Here is an 18969-nt window from a genome sequence, read left to right on the forward strand (position 1 = left end):
GGTAGAGTGAAATTAATCACAGTTAACCCATAAAGAATCTAGTTGGTATAACCCAGATAACTAGTATAAAGTTGTCGCGCTTAGGTTATTGTAACCGCTTGAGGATGCTGAGGAAGCTTTAATGAAATCGATTTATAAATTATCGTTAGTTGCATTGGCTGTTATTGGCCTATCTGCTTGTAATCAAGAAGAAAAAGCAACAAATGCAAGCACAAATGTTGAATTAACGACTGAAGCACAGAAAGAAGCCTACAGTGTTGGCGCTTCAATCGGTCGTTATATGTCTGGCCATATTAAAGAGCAAGAAGAATTAGGCCTGCCAGTTGACCGCACTTTGATCGTGACTGGTTTCACTAGCGGTTTAAATGATCAACTGAAATTAACTGAAGAAGAAATGCAAACCATTCTTCAAAGTTTAGATAAAAAGTTAAACGACAAACGTCAAGAACAAGCTAAAGCCATTGCGGTGAAAAATCTCGAGGATGGCAAAAAGTTCCTTGATGAAAACAAAGCTAAGTCTGGCGTCGTCACCACTGAATCTGGCCTGCAATACGAAGTATTAACTCCAGGTTCAGGTGAGAAGCCAGCTGCTGAAGACACAGTTGAAGTGGATTACGTGGGCACACTGATTGACGGTAAAGAGTTTGATAGCTCGTACAAACGTGGTGAGTCGCTTAAGTTCCCGTTGAATCGTGTTATTCCTGGTTGGACCGAAGGCGTACAATTGATGCCAGTTGGCGCTAAGTACAAGTTTGTTATTCCTGCAAACTTAGCTTACGGTGATCGCGATAATGGTACTATTCCACCTAACTCAACGCTGATTTTTGAAGTTGAACTGAAATCAATTGAGAAAGCAGCTGCTCCTGCAGCAGAGCCTGCTAAGAAGTAATGTTTAGCAGCCGTTCGCTTTTATAAAAATACCGCCCTAGGGCGGTATTTTTTTATGCGATTGAATCCCACAGTTGTTTTAATCTATCAGTAAACCTAGTCATATTAAGGGACTTGGCTTTATTGTTGTTTAAATTTTTATTTGGGAACGTGATTATTTGGTTTTAAAAGAGCAATTATTTCAAAATAATTAAAGACTGATTAAGGGTTAAATTAACCACGTATATTGAATATGGGAAGTTTAATGCGTTTATTCAGAATGGTATGTTAAAAAATATCATTAAAATATCACATTTATTTTTGCGGTTATTATTTACTCATCGGGCTTGATTGGGTCTGTTAGATGTCTTTTTCTTACTTATTGTTTTGTCATTATTTAACACTTTTGCCTTATGCTACTGTTCTGAATATAAGACAATTTAACCCGTAAAATTTCATTTCCATCAATATCTTATGCGTGCATAGTGAGATCTTGCCCCCTTTTTTTAGCCCTGCAACTCTGGAATAATCTGCCCGCACGTTAATAAAAATTAGCGGCAATATTATAATGATGGGGTTGTTGATATGGAAAATGTTAATAAGTTAACAGCTGTTTCTTTAGCTGTAGCCGCGGCTTTGCCTATGATGGCAAACGCTAATGTAATGATCACTGAGTATGTTGAAGGTAGCTCAAATAACAAAGCGATTGAATTATATAACAGTGGCAATACAGCAATAGATCTTACCGGTTATAAACTCGTTCGTTATAAAGATGGCGCCACCGATGCGGCAGATATGCAAGTGTTAGATGGACAAAGCATCGCACCTAAAGCTACTAAAGTCATTCTCAATTCAAGTGGTGTTATTACCCTGCCTCAAGGCGTTGATAGTTTTTCTGGTACCTTAAGTTTTAACGGTGGCGATGCGGTTGCCTTAGTTAAAGATGGTGCGGTTGTCGATATTATTGGTGACGTGCCAACCCCTGTGGGTTGGGGGCTTGATGTTACCCTTAAGCGCAAGCTTGACTCATTAGTGGCAAATACTGTCTTTAATCCTGCCCAGTGGGAACAATTACCTAAAGATACTTTCACTGGCCTTGGCTCACTGGATACCCCTACTAAGCCTGAAACACCTGCATTTAGCTGCAGCGGTGCAAAAATTGTCCCAATTTACCAAGTTCAAGGTGCGGGAGAGTCTAGTCCTTATGTGCCAGCTGGCGCATTCGAGTCTGAAAGCGAAGTAACCGTTCGCGGTGTCGTCACTGCCCGTGGTGAGAATTTATTTAAAGGTTTTTATCTACAAGAAGTGAAGGGTGATAACTCGCCATACACTTCCGATGGTGTATTTGTGTTTTTAGGTGAAGCGCCACCTCCAGCGATTCAGCCTGGGGTTGAAATTTGTGTTCAGGGTAAGGTGAAGGAATACTTCGGCTTGACTCAAATTGATATCAAAACCGATAAGAAATTTGAAGCTGGCACTAAGGGTGAAGTCCCAGTCGCCGCGCCTTTCTATGTTGCAGAAGGTGAAACTTTAGCTCAGGCATTAGAGCGTTTTGAAGGGATGAATGTACTATTGGATGCGGGCAGCGATTTGAAGATCAACCGTACCTTTAGCTACGACTACGCAGGTAAGCGCAATAACATGTTGGTGTCATACAAAGCACCCCTGATGAAGCCGACCCAGTTATATCCAGCACTTTCTGCCGAGGCGACGGCATTAGCTAAATCAAACCGCGAGAATCAGCTGTTTATTGAATCCGATTACAAGCCTGCGGATGGCATTATTCCTTACTTCCCCGACTTTAACGCCGAAACAGGTTATATCCGCGTGGGCGATCAACTGACAAATCTGCAAGGTGTGGTTGGCTACAGCTACGGGGCTTACCGTTTAGTGGCAACTAATACTATTACTGCTGGCGATTTTATCCGTGGCGATGATAGAACCGATGCACCCAGCGTGGCCACCAAAGGCGATATTCGTGTGGCCAGTTTCAACGTGCTTAACTTCTTCAACGATGTTGTGGGTGGCGATACTAACCCATCAGGTGGTAACCGCGGCGCATTGACCGAAGAAGAAATGCTATTACAACGCACAAAAATCGTCAGTGCGATTACCGCCATGAATGCCGATATCGTTGGCTTAATGGAAATTGCTAACAACGGTTTTGGCGAAAAGAGCGCGATTAAGAACTTGGTCGATGCCTTAAACGAGAAGCAAACCACAGAAAATGCTTACAGCTATATTCAAATCGCCGACACAGATAAATACGACGGCAAGTACTTTGGTAGCGATGCCATTACTGTTGGTATGCTTTATCGTGCTGGTAAAGTAAGCCTTGCGGGTGCGGCTCGTACTATTGAAACTCCTGAGCAACATGCGAGTGTGGGCAGTGTGACTCGCATTAAAGATGGCAAGACTGAGACTAACCCTGGCAATGATGCTTACCAACGTCACAGCTTAGCGCAAACCTTTAAGATCCATGATCAAAACTTAACCGTTGTTGTTAACCACCTTAAATCAAAGAATTCAGGCTGTTTGGAAGATTGGGTTAACTTCGAAGAGTCAGTCGATCCTGCTGATCTACAGGGTAGATGTAACGAATTCCGTGTGTCAGCGGCGAAAGTGTTAGGTGAAGCGTTAAAAGACGTGAAAGGCGATTTACTGGTTATCGGCGATATGAATGCCTATGGTATGGAAGATCCTCTGCGCGTATTGACTGACTTCGATGCCAGCAAGTCTGACCGCGACATCATGACTGCCTCTTGGACCACCTTAAATGGCAAAGTGTATGAACGCCAAGGTAGCAAGATTGACAAGGGCTATGGTCTTATCAATCTCAATACTAAAGCTCACGGTACTGGCACTTACTCATACAGCTACAATGGTGAGTTAGGCAACCTCGACCATGCCTTGGCAAACACTAGCCTTGCCAAGCGTTTAGTGGATATCGAAGATTGGCATATCAACTCGGTGGAGTCTAGCCTGTTCGAATTCGGTAAAAAATTCTCAGGTAATCTTGTCAAATCTGAGAATGCGTTTTCTGCTTCAGACCATGACCCTGTGATTGTGGCGTTAAGCTATCCAGCACCTGTGGTGCCACCAAAACCGCAGCCGACGCCAAAGGATGATGGCGGTGCGCTAGGTTACTTGGGCTTAGCCTTGTTATCGCTATTGGGTTTACAACGTCGTCGCCGTTATTGAACTGTTTGCACTCTCACGACTAGGTTGTAAGCTAAACTCAAAACTAAGGGATGGTTTGCCATCCCTTTTTTATGGTGCTGGTTTAGTTGAGCTTTCATAGTGTTTGATGGGCGTGAGTCCAAAGGAGAAAAAGATGGCAGCGAATGGGTCTAATCATACAATTGATACAGTTAAGGCACCATTGTGGTTTTATTTTGTTGCAGTAGTTAGTTTAATCTGGAATATCATGGGGTTATTAGCCTTTGTGATCCAAATGAGCATGACACCAGAAGCGATGGCGCAAATGAGTCCTGAGCAGATAAAACTCTACGAATCCACCCCAACATGGCTCGACCTTGTGTTTGGATTTGCGGTGGTTTCTGGGGTTGTAGGTTGTTTGTTAATTCTTATTAAAAAAGCTTTTTCTTATAAAGTATTACTTGCTTCGTTCGTCGCGGTAATAGTGCAAATGGGTTACGTGTTTGGTATTCAACAGGCAGTTTCGGTATTAGGTAGTGACGCCTTGGTGATGCCAAGTGTGGTGATCCTTTGGGGCATTTTCTTGGTCTGGCTGAGTCGTTTTGCTGTTACAAAACACTGGCTAACTTAGGTGTAGCGTCTTATTGGCATCGGTGACAGATTAAGCGACTGCTTATGTGTTGAACTTCAGTCACTTCTTAGTAAACTGCTAACTGGTTTTCTTTACTAGGATGTTGAAATGAGTATTTGGTTTAGACCGGTAACCTTAGAAGATTGTGCACGTTTAGATGCTGGAATGGGCGGCAAAGGCACCCTGATGCAAACCTTAGGGATTGAAATCAGCGAGATTGGTGATGACTATATGAAGGCCACAATGCCTGCAACGCCTGCGGTACATAATCCGTTGGGCATTGTGCACGGTGGCGCGAATGTAGCATTAGCCGAAACGGTGGCCAGTTATGCCGCGAATTTTGCGGTGGATTTTGAGCAATATTATTGTGTAGGGCAAGAGATTAATGCCAACCATTTACGCGCTTCACGTAATGGCGTGTTAACGGCAACAGCAAAACCCATTCATGTGGGGAAGCGTAGCTCGGTATGGGAAATCTTAATCCATAACAGTGCAGGGGAGTTGACCTGTATTTCACGGATGACGGCAGCGGTAGTCAAACGCTAGTGTGGATTAACCAACCTGTTTCACTGGAATAAATCAATAAAGAAGGTTGTGATATGGATAGTGCAATGATTTGGGAATGGGTTGGTTATTTGGCGTCCGTGGTAGTGGCTATCTCTTTGATGATGTCTGACATCAAAAAATTACGTTGGTTGAATTTGTTTGGAGCGATGCTTTTTGTTGCCTATGGGATGGCGATACAGGCTTATCCCGTTGCTGCAGTTAATTTTTTTATTGTACTGATTGATTTGTACTATTTGATAAAAATTTATCGAGAATCCTCTTCATCGTCATAAGCCTATTGATTGAGTTTTGTACGCTAGTGGCATGCTAGTATGAGGCCGCTAGCGCACCTGAGTCGCTTTATGAAAAGTATCCTGAGTGTTATGTACTCGAATTTATTTGATTACAACGTTATAAATTTCTTTTTTTATCAAAGTATTACATTAGTAGCGTTAGGTTTCAATTACTGAGGTTACAAGTGTGATTTTACTCATCTCCCAATTATAGTCCTGCTCCGTGCCATACCTAACGGTTTTAATCTTTAAAGTAGATTGTAAGAATCTACTTTAATCGTTTTATTGGTTTACATTATTCCCTTATGCTTTATTCATCGACACAGGTCGTTAGCCAAGGGAGATCAACCATGGCCACTCTTCACGATTTAATTGAACTCTGGTTAGCGAATAACCAGAAATAAGGAGCAGGATATGAGTCAACAGTATTTAACCAGCCAGAGCGGTTCCCCGATTGCGGATGATCAAAACTCATTGTCAGCGGGTGAACGTGGTCCTTTACTCCTGCAAGATTGGCATTTAATTGAAAAGCTTGCTCATTTTAACCGTGAGCGTATTCCAGAGCGTGTGGTACATGCTAAAGGGACTGGCGTATACGGGACTTTCACTCTGACCAAAGACTTGAGTGATTACACCATTGCCGATCACTTCAATGGTGTGGGTAAGCAAACTGAAACTTTTGTGCGTTTCTCCACCGTAGGCGGTGAAATGGGCTCTGCCGATGCCGAGCGTGATCCACGTGGTTTTGGTCTGCGCTTTTATACCGCTCGCGGTAATCACGACATCGTGGGTAATAACACGCCGACATTCTTTTTGCGTGATGGCATTAAGTTCCCAGACTTTATTCATACCCAAAAGCGTAACCCATTGACTAACCTTAAAGATCCACAAGCGATGTGGGATTTTTGGTCGCTCAACCCTGAAGCTATGCATCAGGTGACTATTCTGATGTCAGATCGTGGTATTCCGGCAAACTATCGCCAAATGCACGGTTATGGTTCGCATACCTTCTCTTTTTGGAATGCTAAAGGTGAGCGTTTCTGGGTGAAGTTCCACTTCAAATCGCAGCAAGGCGTAGTGAACTTAAGCAACGAACAAGCTGACAAGTTAAAAGGCATTGATCCTGATTCTTCTCAGCGCGATATGGTGGTAGCTATCACTGATGGTAACTTCCCTCGTTGGACGGTGAATGTGCAGATCATGCCTGAGGCCGATGCTAATACTTACCATATCAATCCGTTTGATTTAACTAAGGTTTGGCCACATGGCGATTATCCGTTAATTGAGATTGGTGTATTAGAACTGAACCGTTTACCGCAAAACTATTTTGCGGAAGTCGAGCAAGTGGCCTTAGCACCGAGCAACTTAGTACCAGGTGTGGGTGCATCGCCTGATAAGATGTTACAAGCGCGTTTATTCGCCTATGCTGATGCGCAGCGTTACCGTATTGGCGCGAATTACAACCAATTGCCAGTAAACTGTCCACATGCGGCTAAAGCCAATCATCATCAACGTGCAGGCGCAATGGCAGGAACTCAATGTCCTTACCATGGCAGTCAAACAGGTGGTGATGCTTCTGCCAACTATGGCCCTAATAGCACAATAGGCGCCTTGGTAGAACCGGCAAACTTTGCCGAGCCACCACTGCGTTTAGACGGAGAAACGGCGCGTTACAGCCGTTACAATCAGGATGATTACACTCAAGCGGGTAATTTGTACCGTATCTTCAGTGAAGAGGAAAAAGCTCGCTTAGTGGCAACCATCTCAGGTTCGTTGCGTCAGGCAAGCATGGATGTACAGCAACGTATGCTGGCACATTTCCAAAAAGCTGATGCTGATTATGGTCAACGTATCAAAATGGCGCTGGGGTTATAATTTAAGCGGTTAATCTAATCGAAAAGGCCTGTGAAATCACAGGCCTTTTAATTTATTCAAATTCAATCAATAGGTTGAATTAATAGATTAAGGTTGCGACCCCGAGTAGGGCAAACAAAATTGCGCAGCCCCTATGGATCCACTTCATCGGTAATTTTTCGGCGCTAAAGTGTCCTGCAATGACTACGGGGACGTTCGCCAGTAGCATGCCGATAGTTGTACCTGCTACCACCATAGCTAATGCATCGTATTTTGCTGATAACACAACGGTAGCTATTTGGGTTTTGTCGCCCATTTCGGCAATAAAGAACAGAATAAAGGTTGCGACAAAAGGCCCCATTTTATAAAACCGACTTTCTTCGGCATCGACTTTATCAGGGATTAACACCCAAAGGGCAATCGCGAAGAAGGAGGCGGCCACTAAATAACGCGCAACATCAGGGTTGACCCAGTTAATCGCCCATTGCCCAAGCCAAGCGGCGGCAAAATGGTTAAACAGGGTTGACAGGAAAATACCCAAAATAATCGCGGTTTTATTTTTAAATCTTGCGGCAAGTAATAGGGCAAGTAGTTGAGTTTTATCGCCAATCTCGGCAATAGCAACCGTAAAGGTTGAGGCGAGTAACGCTTCCAAGTGTGATCCTTTTAGGGGTGGCATTTGACATAAGCACAATAGACCGTCCACCCCTAGGTGCGGTTATTGTGCTCAGGTCTTGCAAGACAAATCGATGATTTGCTGTGAACACCATGGCATGCGGCCAAGTATGTTGACGTTCACCCTAGAGATCGATGGCTCGAAATCCAGTTAGCTACTCCCCCGAAGCGAGATGGGCATTATACCCAAGTAGCGTTCCGTTTCAAGGTTAAACTTAGCAAGCGTTAAAGCATAAAATCTGACAGGTGCCAAAAAAATACCGCTGAACATTCTTTAATCAATTGAATTTTAATGATTTATTTTTTGACAACGTTGTCTTTTGTTGTTAGGTTAGCCGGGTCTTAGTGTTTAAGTTACATCCTGTTAACTTAATCAATTAAGATACACCGTATTGGGCAAACTAATTGAAAAATTAGGACGCAAAGCCTCCGGTCTAAGGTTGTAAAGGGATGTTAACTAAGATAGCGGGGTTGCTTAAGGATTCAGTGAATGTATTGAATTCTTATAAAAATAAATAGCATTTGCTAAATGCTGTTTTGCCTAAATACCACTTTTATACCAATGCCAATCTTGTATCTAAATAGGCACCCTACGGAGTACATTAAAGTGGAGCATTTAACTGCTTTTTCTCAATCAACCATCCCTAAATTCACAATCCCTAAGCTCACTCAGTTAAGCCTAGTAACCTTGGCTTTAACTGCTGGCAGTACGTTGGTGAGCCAAACGGCATCGGCCCATGGTTATGTCGTATCACCAGAGTCTCGCTCTTACGCCTGTAAAACGGGCAGTAATGTCAACTGTGGCGCGGTTCAGTGGGAGCCGCAAAGTGTTGAAGGTGCTTCGGGATTCCCTGAATCTGGCCCAGCAGACGGTAAAATTGCCAGTGCGGCGAATGGGGCGTTTTCTCCCTTGGATGAACAGAGTCCAAGTCGTTGGTCTAAGCGTGATATCAAATCGGGCTGGAATGACTTTAGCTGGCAATTTACCGCCAACCATGTGACCCGTAATTGGCGTTACTACTTAACTCGCCAAGGCTGGGATCAAAATCAACCCTTAAGCCGTGCCAGCTTTGACTTGGCACCATTTTGTGTGATCGATGGTGGCATGGTGCAACCGCCGAAGTTAGTGACTCATAATTGCTATGTGCCGGAAGACAGAAGTGGTTATCAGGTGATTTTGGCGGTGTGGGAAGTGGGTGATACTACCAACAGCTTTTACAATGCCATTGATGTGAACTTTAGCTCTGGCGCTGTTGTGCCCGGTGAATGGACCGATATTGGTGATATTAATCCATCCCTCGATCTTAAGGCGGGTGATAAGGTGATGACGCGGGTGTTTGATGCCAATGGTGAGCAAAGCGCCAAGCAAACCCAAATTACGATTGCCGATGCCACCCAAGGCGCTAAGCAAAATTGGCCATTCCTATTAGCCAGCGCCATTAATGCTCAGCAACCCCAACTTAAAGCGGGGCAGAAGAATGCGGCTGGCGTGATTTCACCTGTGTATGGCAAAAATGAAATTTTTGCTGCGCCTAAGTCGGGTTTAGAGCGAGTGGAAGTGAGTTTTGATATTGCGCCAGCACCGGGTAATCAGCTTAATGTCACCTCCTTGGCCGATGATTACACCATTGTTGATGGCGCGGCGCAGGTCAGCTTTGATGTGAGCACTAATGCAGACATGCAGGTTTCGGCTTACTTGTTTAGCCACGATGGCACTGCGGCAGGTTATGTGACTCAGGCAGTAAATAATACCAGCGCGAGTTTAGTGCTTGATGTTGTTGCACCTAAGGCGGGGCATTATCACTTGCAAGTAAAAGCTGAGCCGAAACAAGGTGAAGTTATCCAGCAAAACTTTGATCTTTTCCTGAAAGATCAAGCCACAGCGCCGGATGCTGACTTTATCTTCCCTGAGGGGATCAAAAGTTATGTTGCGGGCACTAAAGTGCTACAACCTAAAACGGGTAAGGTCTATCAATGTAAACCTTGGCCTTACAATGGTTATTGTGTGCAATGGTCGCCAACTGCAACCGGATTCGAACCTGGGATAGGTAACTCTTGGACCATGGCTTGGACAGAGCTGTAATTTACATCTGATTGTTAAATTCATCGGATTGGGCTTAAACATATGGATTGCGTTTAAGCCCATTATCAGCGCGTTTGTGCTGTTGCGAAGGCTGATTTTACCTTGAGGTGATTTAAATAACGCATTTGGCGTATTTTTCACAAAGGTAGCGATTTTGTTGGCTTGTGTGTTTTCGTTTATCACTGCGCTATTGAGTTGTTACCATTTGGCGCACCTTCTATCTTTGTTCACAACTGGCTTGCCCGCTGGGATTGGCTCTGTTAATGTCCCTAGCTATCTTCTATCACGCGCGTTGTCGCTGTTTTGCTAAGGCAATCACGGTTGAAATTAATGTCACTTTTTTGCAAACGATTTAGTTAGCCTCAATGGCGACTGGGTTGACATATTCAAAAGCTATTGGGGCCAATTGATCTGCTCTTTGAGATCGGATTGGATGCTTTAAGTTTAGTGACGCTTTTCGTTTGAGAATGCAGTTAGCTTAATCACAGAGTGCGCAAGGCTTTATCCTTCAAATCTACTCAAAAAACCTTAAAAAATAATAATTAATACTTGAACAGGATAATTGTGTGAATTCAAAAATGTTAGGCTCGATAGCCATTGTTGCAGGCACCGCTATTGGCGCGGGAATGTTAGCTTTACCGCTCGCTACAGCGGCCTTAGGTATGGTACCTGCTATTTTGTTGATGGTAGTGATTTGGGGGCTATCAGCTTATACCTCATTGTTAATGCTTGAGATTAACCTTCGCTCTGGCGTGGGTGATAATGTCCATGCGATTACAGGCAAATTACTCGGCAAGAAAGGCCAGATAGTGCAGGGGGCATCATTTTTGAGTCTGCTGGTTGCTTTAACGGCTGCTTATCTAACGGGGGGCTCGTCCCTGTTGGTGCTTAAAGCCCAAAATATGTTTGACATAGTGTTAGATAACCAACTGGCGGTGGTGTTATTTACCATTGTGCTCGGCGGTTTTGCAGCGTTAGGGGTGGCTTGGGTTGATAAAGTCTCACGCTTTTTATTTTCGTTGATGATTTTATTGCTAATTGTCGTGGTGCTGTTTCTATTACCTGAAGTCAGTATTTCCACCATAGCAACTAGTGCAGTGGCGCAATCCTTGACCAGCAGTTGGATGGCGGCTATCCCCGTGGTATTTACTTCCTTTGGTTTTCACGTCTGTATCGCGACCTTAGTACGTTATTTAGATGGCGATACCGTGTCTCTGCGCAAGGTGCTATTGATTGGTTCAACCATTCCGCTAGCCTGTTATATCTTCTGGTTATTGGTGACCTTAGGTACGGTAGGCGGCAACGAAATTAATGGCTTTAATGGTTCTTTACCTGCGCTTATCAGTGCGTTACAAGAGATTGCCCACACGCCTTTGATCAGCAAATGTATTTCTCTGTTTGCTGATTTAGCCTTAATCACTTCCTTCCTTGGCGTTACCTTAAGCCTATACGATTTTGTGGCTGAGTTAACCCGTGCCAAGAAGACCTTCGTCGGGCGGGCGCAAACCTGGTTATTAACCTTTGTGCCACCGCTGTTATGCGCACTTTATGTGCCAGAAGGCTTCGTTGCCGTATTAGGTTTTGCCGCTGTGCCGTTGGTGGTGATGATTATCTTCTTGCCAATTGCGATGGCCCTGCGTCAGCGTCAAATACAGCCTCAAGGATATCAGGTTGTAGGCGGCACATTTGCGCTCGGTCTTGCCGGGATCTTGGGGGCCATTATTATTGGTGCTCAGTTATTTGTCGCACTCTAAACGAGAGTAATTTAGCGTACTTAAGTAGGTAAACGATGATTAATGTATTTGCTTTGTAAGCGAATTTTTCTGAGTCTGTTATAAAGTGCGTGCGATATGCTAAAGTCAGGCCCTGTGCCTGACTTTTTACTTTCTGGGTGTCGGGTAATAGATCCACATAATACTTAGAAATGGCCTCGCAAGCGCTCGGCTTTCTTCACCAAAACGGACTTAACACAATGAAAAAATGGTTACTCTCAGTTGCCGTGGCTGCAAGTTTTGCTTCCCATGCCGACGAAGGCATGTGGCAGCCCCATCAGTTGCCAGCCATGGCCGATGTACTCAAAGCGAAAGGCTTAGAAATTGATGCAAAATCAATTTCTAAGCTCACCGAATTCCCGATGAATGCTGTGATTAGCCTCGGTGGCTGTACAGCATCTTTTGTATCGCCAAAAGGCTTAGTGGTGACGAACCATCACTGCGCCTATGGTTCGATTCAATACAATTCTACTCCTGAGAAAAACCTCCTTCAGGACGGTTTTTTAGCAAAAACCTTTGCCGATGAATTGCCAGCTGCACCTGGCTCACGCGTGTATGTGACTGAAGATGTCACTAATGTCACTGAGCGTGTTAAAGCTGGGCTAGAAAACAAAACCGGCCGTGAGTTTTATCAAGGGGTTGAAAATCAAGAGAAAGCCTTAGTTGCCGAATGTGAAAAAGACGAAGGCTATCGTTGCCAAGTGTATAGCTTCCATGGTGGCTTGGAATATTATCTGGTTAAACAGTTAGAAATCCGCGATGTGCGCTTAGTCTACAATCCTGCGGGCAGTGTGGGTAAATATGGTGGTGATGTCGATAACTGGATGTGGCCTCGCCATACGGGTGATTATTCCTTCTACCGCGCCTATGTGTCTAAAAACGGTAAGCCTGCGGAATTTAGTGCCGACAACGTGCCCTACGAGCCAAAGAGTTTCTTAAAAGTCTCTGCCAAAGGCGTGAGCGAAGGTGACTTTGTGATGGTAGCGGGTTACCCCGGCCGTACAAATCGTTATCGCACCGCGACTGAAGTTCAAAATGAGTTTGAGTGGGCTTATCCCGAAGGCAAAATGCTGCGTGAGCGCTTTATTGAAATCATCAAAGCAACTGCGCCAGAGGGCAGTGACGAGCGGATTAAGTACGAGAGTCAAATTGCGGGTCTGGCCAATTATGCTAAAAACTTCACTTCGATGATCGAGTTTTACGGCAAATCGACCATGTTGGCCGACCGTAAAGCCCTTGAAGCTAAGCTTGCTGAGTGGATCGCTAAAGACAGCAGCCGTGAGGCCAAATACGGTAAAACCTTAGCCGAATTAGATGCCTTGATTGCCAAGAGCAAAGCCCATCAAGAGCGGGATATGATTTTAAGCTACATCAGTAGCACCACTATGCTGCCCACGGCGAATAATCTGTACCGTTTAGCCCATGAGAAGCAACTGCCAGATATGCAGCGCGAACCCGGCTTCCAAGACCGTGATATGACTCGCTTTAAGGCAAGCATGGAGCGTATTGATCGCCGTTATGCCGCGAGTGTCGATAAAGCGGTACTCTTCGATATGCTCAAACGTTATGCCGCGTTACCTGAGGCGCAACGTTTACCTGCAATGGATAAAGCGTTTGGTATCGATAATAAGGTTAACGAAGCTAAGCTTGCTAAAACCTTAGATAAAATGTACGCCAAAACCGAACTTGGCAATAAAGATGTGCGTTTAGCTTGGATGGAAAAATCCGTTGACGACTTTAAAGCCTCTAAGGATCCTTTTATTCAATTCGCGGTGGCCATGTATGACACCAATATGAGCGAAGAGAAGAAAGAAAAAGAATTAGACGGCGAGCTGATGAAAGTGCGTCCGCAATATATGGATGCCATCATTGCCTATAACCTTGAGCAGGGTAAGCCTGTTTACGCTGATGCGAATTCTAGTCTGCGTGTCACCGTTGGCCATGTGAAAGGTTATTCGCCAAAAGATGGCTTAGTGGCTGTGCCATTCACTCGCCTCGAAGGCATAGTGCAAAAGGACACAGGTATTGATCCATTTGATGCACCGAAACAACAGCTAGAGCTTATTAAGCAGAAGCAATACGGTGATTTTTATATGAAATCAATAGATTCTGTACCAGTAAACTTTTTATCAACTTTAGATACAACGGGCGGAAATTCTGGTTCACCGACCTTAAACGGCCGCGCTGAATTAGTTGGTCTGCTGTTCGACGGTGTGTATGAAAGCATTATCGGCGGTTGGGCATTTGATAACGAGATTAACCGTTCTATTCATGTCGACAGCCGTTATATGTTGTGGGTAATGAAGTATTTAGACCATGCCGACAACCTATTGGCCGAGATGGAAATCGTTAACTAATCGATAGTCGCATCGCACAGGTGCGGCAAGTATTATTGCAAAGCCGCTTATGTCATATGATTTACGTGATAAATAGGTAGCAACCGCAAAACAATAAAAAGTGATAAGCCAACGCGGTTTATCGCTTTTTTGTTTTCAGAGGTTTGATAGGGGACAGTGCGCATTAATACAGGTGACAGTCTTTGGCTTCCATTTGTGGGCGAGTTATTGCATTCGCTTTTTGACGGTTTGGGCCAACGGATTGGATAGAGGAAAAACTTGGATGTAATGCTCTATAAGTGCAGGTTCATAGGTGAACCATGGCATTTACTCGCCGACGCGCAGCAAGTTCATCCGTGGATGCTCGACCGCCCCATCCATGGGGCGGAAGGTCGTCTCGCTAATTGCCATGGTTCTCCTGTTTAACATCGGTGTGGCCTGTTTATTTTAAAGAAGATAGTGACTCGTTTTGGGACAATTTCGAGTTAAAGTCTTAACTCTAACGCGTCTGCTTCGGATAAAAATATCTATGGGTTAACGTCGCAAACGACAGTATGGTGAAGTTGGCAACTTTTTTGAAATAAAAAGTTATATCTTTACCATGTCCGAGAGCTTTGACTTGTTAAGCGCCTAGACTTGGGTTGCATCAGGAACATCATAAATATTATCCGTTATCTCACTAATAAGTCTGTGATCAAGAAGAACATTAATGATGATCCCTGCTGTACTTACACAAGGGATTATTGTATTACTTATTGGATCAAAGTTAATTCCCCAATTTCTGGTATTGTTTACTCTTTGTAGAGTCGGAATAAAATTTGGTCTACTGTAAATACCTTTTTCTTCAATAACAGCCATGCGCCTTAACTGTATGGAATTTGTGCCAACATATTCGATGATAGGATTTATATCAGAAAACAAGCCGCTAAATGCTGGACTTTGTTGGAGCTGTGTAAATGCTTGAACATATGCAGCTCTATGCTGCATAGCCGACTCGAATCCGCGCTTATTAGCGATAAAAACTGTATTATTAATAACATAGAAGTCAAAGTTTTTTTCTATAGCAAAGCTATTGTCTTCAACTCCAGACAATTCGCCATTTGAAAAAATCATATTGATATATTTCTTTGGATATGATGTCTTCCATGTAGAGGTTGATCGTTTCACAGCATAAACCGTAGTCCCATTTGATGTAAACTTGACCACATACCCCTTTGCACCTTTCAGGTCTTTCGAGTCCGTAATCCTATGCTCACTCTCAAGTCGATCCACTAGTACTTTTAGTTGCGGAAAATCTGTACTTGTGGGTTCAATTGATAAACAGCTATTCTCATTTGTCTGAGATATATAAGTGTAAGGCGTATGCTCAGTAATTCTTTCAATCTCTGCTGTAACGAAATCCTTTAACTGAATATTTAGATCGCCTTCTGTTTGAACATAAAATGCTCTGAAGCGCGCAGCACTGTCACTATCCTTGAAAACCCACAAATGTGGTTTGGAACTTGAAAAATCAAAAGATTTTAAAGATTGAAAGTCAGCTGTCATTGGTTTTCCTGTGCAATATAAAAATCTTGAATCGTTTGGACTTTATAAACCCCAGGGGTTAAATTTCCTCTATTTAAAATTCTAACATTCCTAGATTGTCCGTTCATATTGATCTTTGCTTCATACAATCTCCAGCCAAACATTAGCAAAAGCGGATTCATAATAATCTGCCCAGATTTGTATGTTATTGCAAACATCCAAAATAAGAAAACGGCAAACCCTAATAGCTTTTCTGGTGCCTCATAGCTTATTCCCATAAAAGAAACAACATATGGAAACACATAATTTATAATGTCATTTGGTATTGTTTTAGAGCTTTCAACCTGGGCATCAAATGGGAATGATATTTTTTTAAAGATAGATTTGATGTACTGGTCAACCCAAACTGGACACTTTTACTTGAGAATTCTCAAACTCTACAGGTGACAGATCGTTATTAGCAGAATGAAGTCGCTCCAAGTTGTAATATTTGATGTAAGCCGTCACATCTTGCTTCATAAACTCCCTTGTTGGTTGAGCAACTTTAAAAATCCAATCGTGTTTCAAGCTACCAAAGAATCGCTCAACAACGGCATTATCCCAACACGCACCCACATCACCCATGCTGGCTCGGATACCATAGCTCGATAGCAGCCTACCGAATTGTTTACTGGTATATTGCGAGCCTCGGTCACTGTGAAATACCAGCCCTCGCGCTGGTTGTCGCAGGTTGTAGGCTTTTATTAATGCCTTGGATATCAAATCTGTGGTCATGCGTTTGTCTATGCGCCATCCCACAATCCGGCGTGAATATAAATCCATCACCACAGCTAAGTACATCCAGCCTTCACCCGTCTTTAAATAGGTCACGTCACCCGCCCAGACCTGATTAGCCGATACTGGATTAAAGTTCATGTTTAACAGGTTATCAGCCACTGCATCTGAGTGTTTTCGCTGTGTCGTCACCTTGTAAGCACATCGCTGGGTTGCTTTGAGTCGAAGGCGGTGCATAATTTTACGAACGAGATAGCGACCAACCTGGTAGCCTTCCTTGCGCAATTTCTTCACCATTTCACGATTCCCTAAGCTGCCTCGACTTTGCTTAAATAGCTGTCGAACAAGGCGATAAAGCTTCAGTGTTTCAACGCTTATCACGTTTGCAGGGCGTTTATGCCAATCGTAATAGCCTGACTTACTGACACTCATTACTCGACATAACAGTGTTATGGGAAACAGGTGAGATTGCAGTTTGATGAAACGAAATCTTACTTCATTTCTCTCGCAAAGAAGGCGCTTGCCTTTTTTAGAATTTCTTTCTCCATGCGTAATTCTTTGTTTTCTCTACGCAATCGCTTCAACTCATCACGCTCAGACTCTTCTAAGGTGATGCCTTGTTGCAGGGCTTCGTGTTTTTCCTTCCAGTTGTAAAGCAGGCTCGTGCTAACTCCAAGAGACTTTGCCGCATCGGCAACGCTATAACCTTGCTCCAGCACCATCAAGACGGCTTCATCTTTAAATGCCTGCGGATAACTCTTATGTGATTTTTTCAGACTCATATAGACCTCTTAATTTATTGACCATACTGTCTCAAAATTAAGTGTCCGATGGGATTAGACCAGAACATGATACAACTACAGATATGACAGTTACAGCAATAAATATGATCGACAAATAAGGGCTATTGAAAGGGTTCAATAGGCAATTTTCTATATCAGAGAAATCACAAAATGATTTGTTCCACCATGACATAGGAATATCTTGCACTGCAAGAATCAGTGCTAATGGCAAGTACGAGCCTATGAAAATTATAAAGGCAGATAGAACTCTAAATTGCATTTCCTATTACCACTTTGATGTTCCCCAAGATACGAATGGTTAGTAGCACTAAACGTCGCATTCAGCGGCTTGTCCGCTGCAATGCTTTATTATGAATGACTTGACTCATGATCAGAATCATCTATGTCTTTCAATAAACGCTCTTGATGAATCCACTTATCCACGTGGTAATCAAACGGTTCTCGAATATATCTCAAAGGCCCCATTCCTGGCCTCATCTCACTAAGCGCGTCTACAATGATTTCACGAGTGTCCTCGGGAAGATCCATAAAAGCTTCCCATTCTAAAGAGAGACTGTGGAAGAAATCTGGAGATGTTCTTAGCTCAAAAAAAGTACCGTCATTTTTAATTAAAAACATTCTTGGGCGCGAGCCAAAGTTTCTCCTGTGGAAAATGAATTCCTCAGGCAACTCTGCCGCATCAAGAACTTTTTCGATTTCAGCGTAATGTAGTAGTTCATCCCACGGATGATGCCCTCGGATTAGGAAGTTGTGGTCTTTTAGACCCAATGACCTTACGAAATCTATCAATCTTCTAAACCGAACCACACCTCTAGCCACATCCCTCTCATTGGTTGTTCCAATTGAAGTAAGAATTGCGGTTTTTAGATCCTCAAATTGTTCTGTCAAATTATCTAAACGTTTTGCCTCAAAAGCTTTGCTTCTCTGCTCTTGAATCAGCTTTTGAAATAATGAAGACCACTGCCGCCTTAGTGTATCCTCAATGTCCTGAAGCTTGGAAAATGTATAAACGCTATTACCTCTCGCTCTATGCCTGAGAAAATTAATAAACTCAAAAATAAATGAAGCTGTTTCAGCCTTTTCTATTGATGGAAAGGAAATATCATTAATTATTGGTTTATCTTTGTTTTTTTCGTAAAGGGCGTGATCATGCCAAACTGAGGAGTCTACAAATGTAAAAACTGGTATTCCAGATTCGACGGCTTTAAGAATTTCCAGCTGCGTTACAGATAAATTTTCCTTTTTAATCAGAGACTCTGTGCTCTTACTTTCTTTCTTAAGCAAATCAAAATCTAGCTTCGCAAGTGCCTCTGGAACCGTCTTACCACCGAATCTTGCGCCGACAATAAGCACCACAATATCCGCTGTAGCTACCTCATCGACACAACTTGTATGCGTATGAAGGCGAGGGTCATACAGAAGGTCGCTGTAATCGCTCATCAGGGGTTCGTGCCCCAGACTTTGTATAAAAATTCTCAGCTGAGATCGAATAACAGACAGGTCGTAACATGTGGATGACACAAAAACTCTTAATCCTGCCATTTTCTGATGGCTCCTTTTAATTCATAACGTCTTAGTATTTATGCGCTGCGCTGTTTGCAGAGCATAAATCGCTTGTTGGACTTGACCGTTGCCTGTTCTGGTCTAATCCC

General features: G+C 43.4%; 14 protein-coding genes and 1 riboswitch. Of the genes, 9 read left to right on the forward strand and 5 right to left on the reverse strand.

Annotated elements, in window-relative coordinates; all coding sequences use genetic code 11:
• The first annotated feature begins 121 nt into the window (after positions 1-121).
• The 6 genes from fkpA (at position 122) to katB (ending at position 7371) form a co-directional block, all read left to right on the forward strand.
• Entirely contained in the window at positions 122-889 is a 768-nt protein-coding gene (gene fkpA, locus SO_RS04950) for an FKBP-type peptidyl-prolyl cis-trans isomerase (protein ID WP_011071319.1), read from the forward strand.
• 563 nt (positions 890-1452) lie between these two features.
• Positions 1453-4068 (forward strand): extracellular exonuclease ExeM, encoded by a 2616-nt coding sequence (gene exeM / locus SO_RS04955; RefSeq protein WP_011071320.1) that lies wholly within the window; start codon positions 1453-1455, stop codon positions 4066-4068.
• Between the two features lie 133 nt (positions 4069-4201).
• On the forward strand, positions 4202-4657 hold the full coding sequence (locus tag SO_RS04960; protein ID WP_011071321.1) for a hypothetical protein: 456 nt from the start codon (positions 4202-4204) through the stop codon (positions 4655-4657).
• A 108-nt stretch (positions 4658-4765) separates the two neighbouring features.
• A complete protein-coding gene (locus SO_RS04965) occupies positions 4766-5203 on the forward strand; it encodes a PaaI family thioesterase (RefSeq protein WP_011071322.1) in 438 nt (145 codons plus the stop codon).
• Positions 5204-5256: 53 nt separating this feature from the next.
• Positions 5257-5496 carry a YgjV family protein gene (locus tag SO_RS04970; RefSeq protein WP_011071323.1) on the forward strand — a complete coding sequence of 80 codons (240 nt, stop codon included), beginning with the start codon at positions 5257-5259 and terminating at the stop codon, positions 5494-5496.
• 414 nt (positions 5497-5910) lie between these two features.
• The gene (gene katB, locus SO_RS04975; RefSeq protein ID WP_011071324.1) at positions 5911-7371 is read left to right on the forward strand and encodes a catalase KatB; all 1461 of its coding nucleotides are present in this window, start codon (positions 5911-5913) and stop codon (positions 7369-7371) included.
• Positions 7372-7450: 79 nt separating this feature from the next.
• Here the strand turns inward: katB and SO_RS04980 are convergent, their stop codons facing one another.
• A complete protein-coding gene (locus SO_RS04980) occupies positions 7451-8005 on the reverse strand; it encodes a TMEM165/GDT1 family protein (RefSeq protein WP_011071325.1) in 555 nt (184 codons plus the stop codon).
• 405 nt (positions 8006-8410) lie between these two features.
• A riboswitch (cyclic di-GMP riboswitch) is annotated at positions 8411-8504 on the forward strand.
• Positions 8505-8632: 128 nt separating this feature from the next.
• Here SO_RS04980 and gbpA point away from each other — a divergent pair.
• The 3 genes from gbpA to SO_RS04995 all read left to right on the forward strand — a co-directional run bounded on the left by gbpA (position 8633) and on the right by SO_RS04995 (position 14237).
• Positions 8633-10108, forward strand: coding sequence for an N-acetylglucosamine-binding protein GbpA (gene gbpA, locus SO_RS04985; RefSeq protein ID WP_011071326.1), 1476 nt, complete (start codon positions 8633-8635; stop codon positions 10106-10108).
• 578 nt (positions 10109-10686) lie between these two features.
• On the forward strand, positions 10687-11862 hold the full coding sequence (locus SO_RS04990) for an aromatic amino acid transport family protein (protein ID WP_164925832.1): 1176 nt from the start codon (positions 10687-10689) through the stop codon (positions 11860-11862).
• A gap of 218 nt (positions 11863-12080) precedes the next feature.
• Positions 12081-14237, forward strand: a complete 2157-nt coding sequence (locus tag SO_RS04995) for a S46 family peptidase (RefSeq protein ID WP_011071328.1) — start codon at positions 12081-12083, stop codon at positions 14235-14237.
• 609 nt (positions 14238-14846) lie between these two features.
• On the opposite strand, the gene SO_RS05000 is transcribed toward SO_RS04995, so the two are convergent.
• From SO_RS05000 to SO_RS05015, 4 genes are all read right to left on the reverse strand, one after another.
• On the reverse strand, positions 14847-15761 hold the full coding sequence (locus SO_RS05000) for a DUF4868 domain-containing protein (protein WP_011071329.1): 915 nt from the start codon (positions 15759-15761) through the stop codon (positions 14847-14849).
• Positions 15758-16018 (reverse strand): hypothetical protein, encoded by a 261-nt coding sequence (locus SO_RS05005; protein ID WP_164925636.1) that lies wholly within the window; start codon positions 16016-16018, stop codon positions 15758-15760. Before SO_RS05005 ends, SO_RS05000 begins: the two co-directional genes overlap by 4 nt.
• Before the next feature lie 118 nt (positions 16019-16136).
• Positions 16137-17296, reverse strand: a protein-coding gene (locus SO_RS05010) for an IS3-like element ISSod1 family transposase (RefSeq protein ID WP_141135407.1) whose coding sequence is annotated in 2 segments (ribosomal slippage) — positions 16137-17047 and positions 17047-17296 — 1161 coding nt in all. Because the reading frame shifts where the segments join, the coding sequence is not laid out codon by codon here.
• A 369-nt stretch (positions 17297-17665) separates the two neighbouring features.
• Positions 17666-18859, reverse strand: coding sequence for a DUF4062 domain-containing protein (locus SO_RS05015; RefSeq protein ID WP_011071330.1), 1194 nt, complete (start codon positions 18857-18859; stop codon positions 17666-17668).
• Between the last annotated feature and the right edge of the window lie 110 nt (positions 18860-18969).

The sequence above is a fragment of the Shewanella oneidensis MR-1 genome (assembly GCF_000146165.2).
GTDB lineage: Bacteria > Pseudomonadota > Gammaproteobacteria > Enterobacterales > Shewanellaceae > Shewanella > Shewanella oneidensis.

Coding starts and splice junctions, on each gene's coding strand:
- fkpA (WP_011071319.1), top strand. CDS start 122: ATGAAATCGATTTATAAATTATCGTTAGTTGCATTGGCTGTTATTGGC.
- exeM (WP_011071320.1), top strand. CDS start 1,453: ATGGAAAATGTTAATAAGTTAACAGCTGTTTCTTTAGCTGTAGCCGCG.
- SO_RS04960 (WP_011071321.1), top strand. CDS start 4,202: ATGGCAGCGAATGGGTCTAATCATACAATTGATACAGTTAAGGCACCA.
- SO_RS04965 (WP_011071322.1), top strand. CDS start 4,766: ATGAGTATTTGGTTTAGACCGGTAACCTTAGAAGATTGTGCACGTTTA.
- SO_RS04970 (WP_011071323.1), top strand. CDS start 5,257: ATGGATAGTGCAATGATTTGGGAATGGGTTGGTTATTTGGCGTCCGTG.
- katB (WP_011071324.1), top strand. CDS start 5,911: ATGAGTCAACAGTATTTAACCAGCCAGAGCGGTTCCCCGATTGCGGAT.
- SO_RS04990 (WP_164925832.1), top strand. CDS start 10,687: ATGTTAGGCTCGATAGCCATTGTTGCAGGCACCGCTATTGGCGCGGGA.
- SO_RS04995 (WP_011071328.1), top strand. CDS start 12,081: ATGAAAAAATGGTTACTCTCAGTTGCCGTGGCTGCAAGTTTTGCTTCC.
- SO_RS05000 (WP_011071329.1), bottom strand. CDS start 15,761: ATGACAGCTGACTTTCAATCTTTAAAATCTTTTGATTTTTCAAGTTCC.
- SO_RS05005 (WP_164925636.1), bottom strand. CDS start 16,018: ATGGGAATAAGCTATGAGGCACCAGAAAAGCTATTAGGGTTTGCCGTT.
- SO_RS05015 (WP_011071330.1), bottom strand. CDS start 18,859: ATGGCAGGATTAAGAGTTTTTGTGTCATCCACATGTTACGACCTGTCT.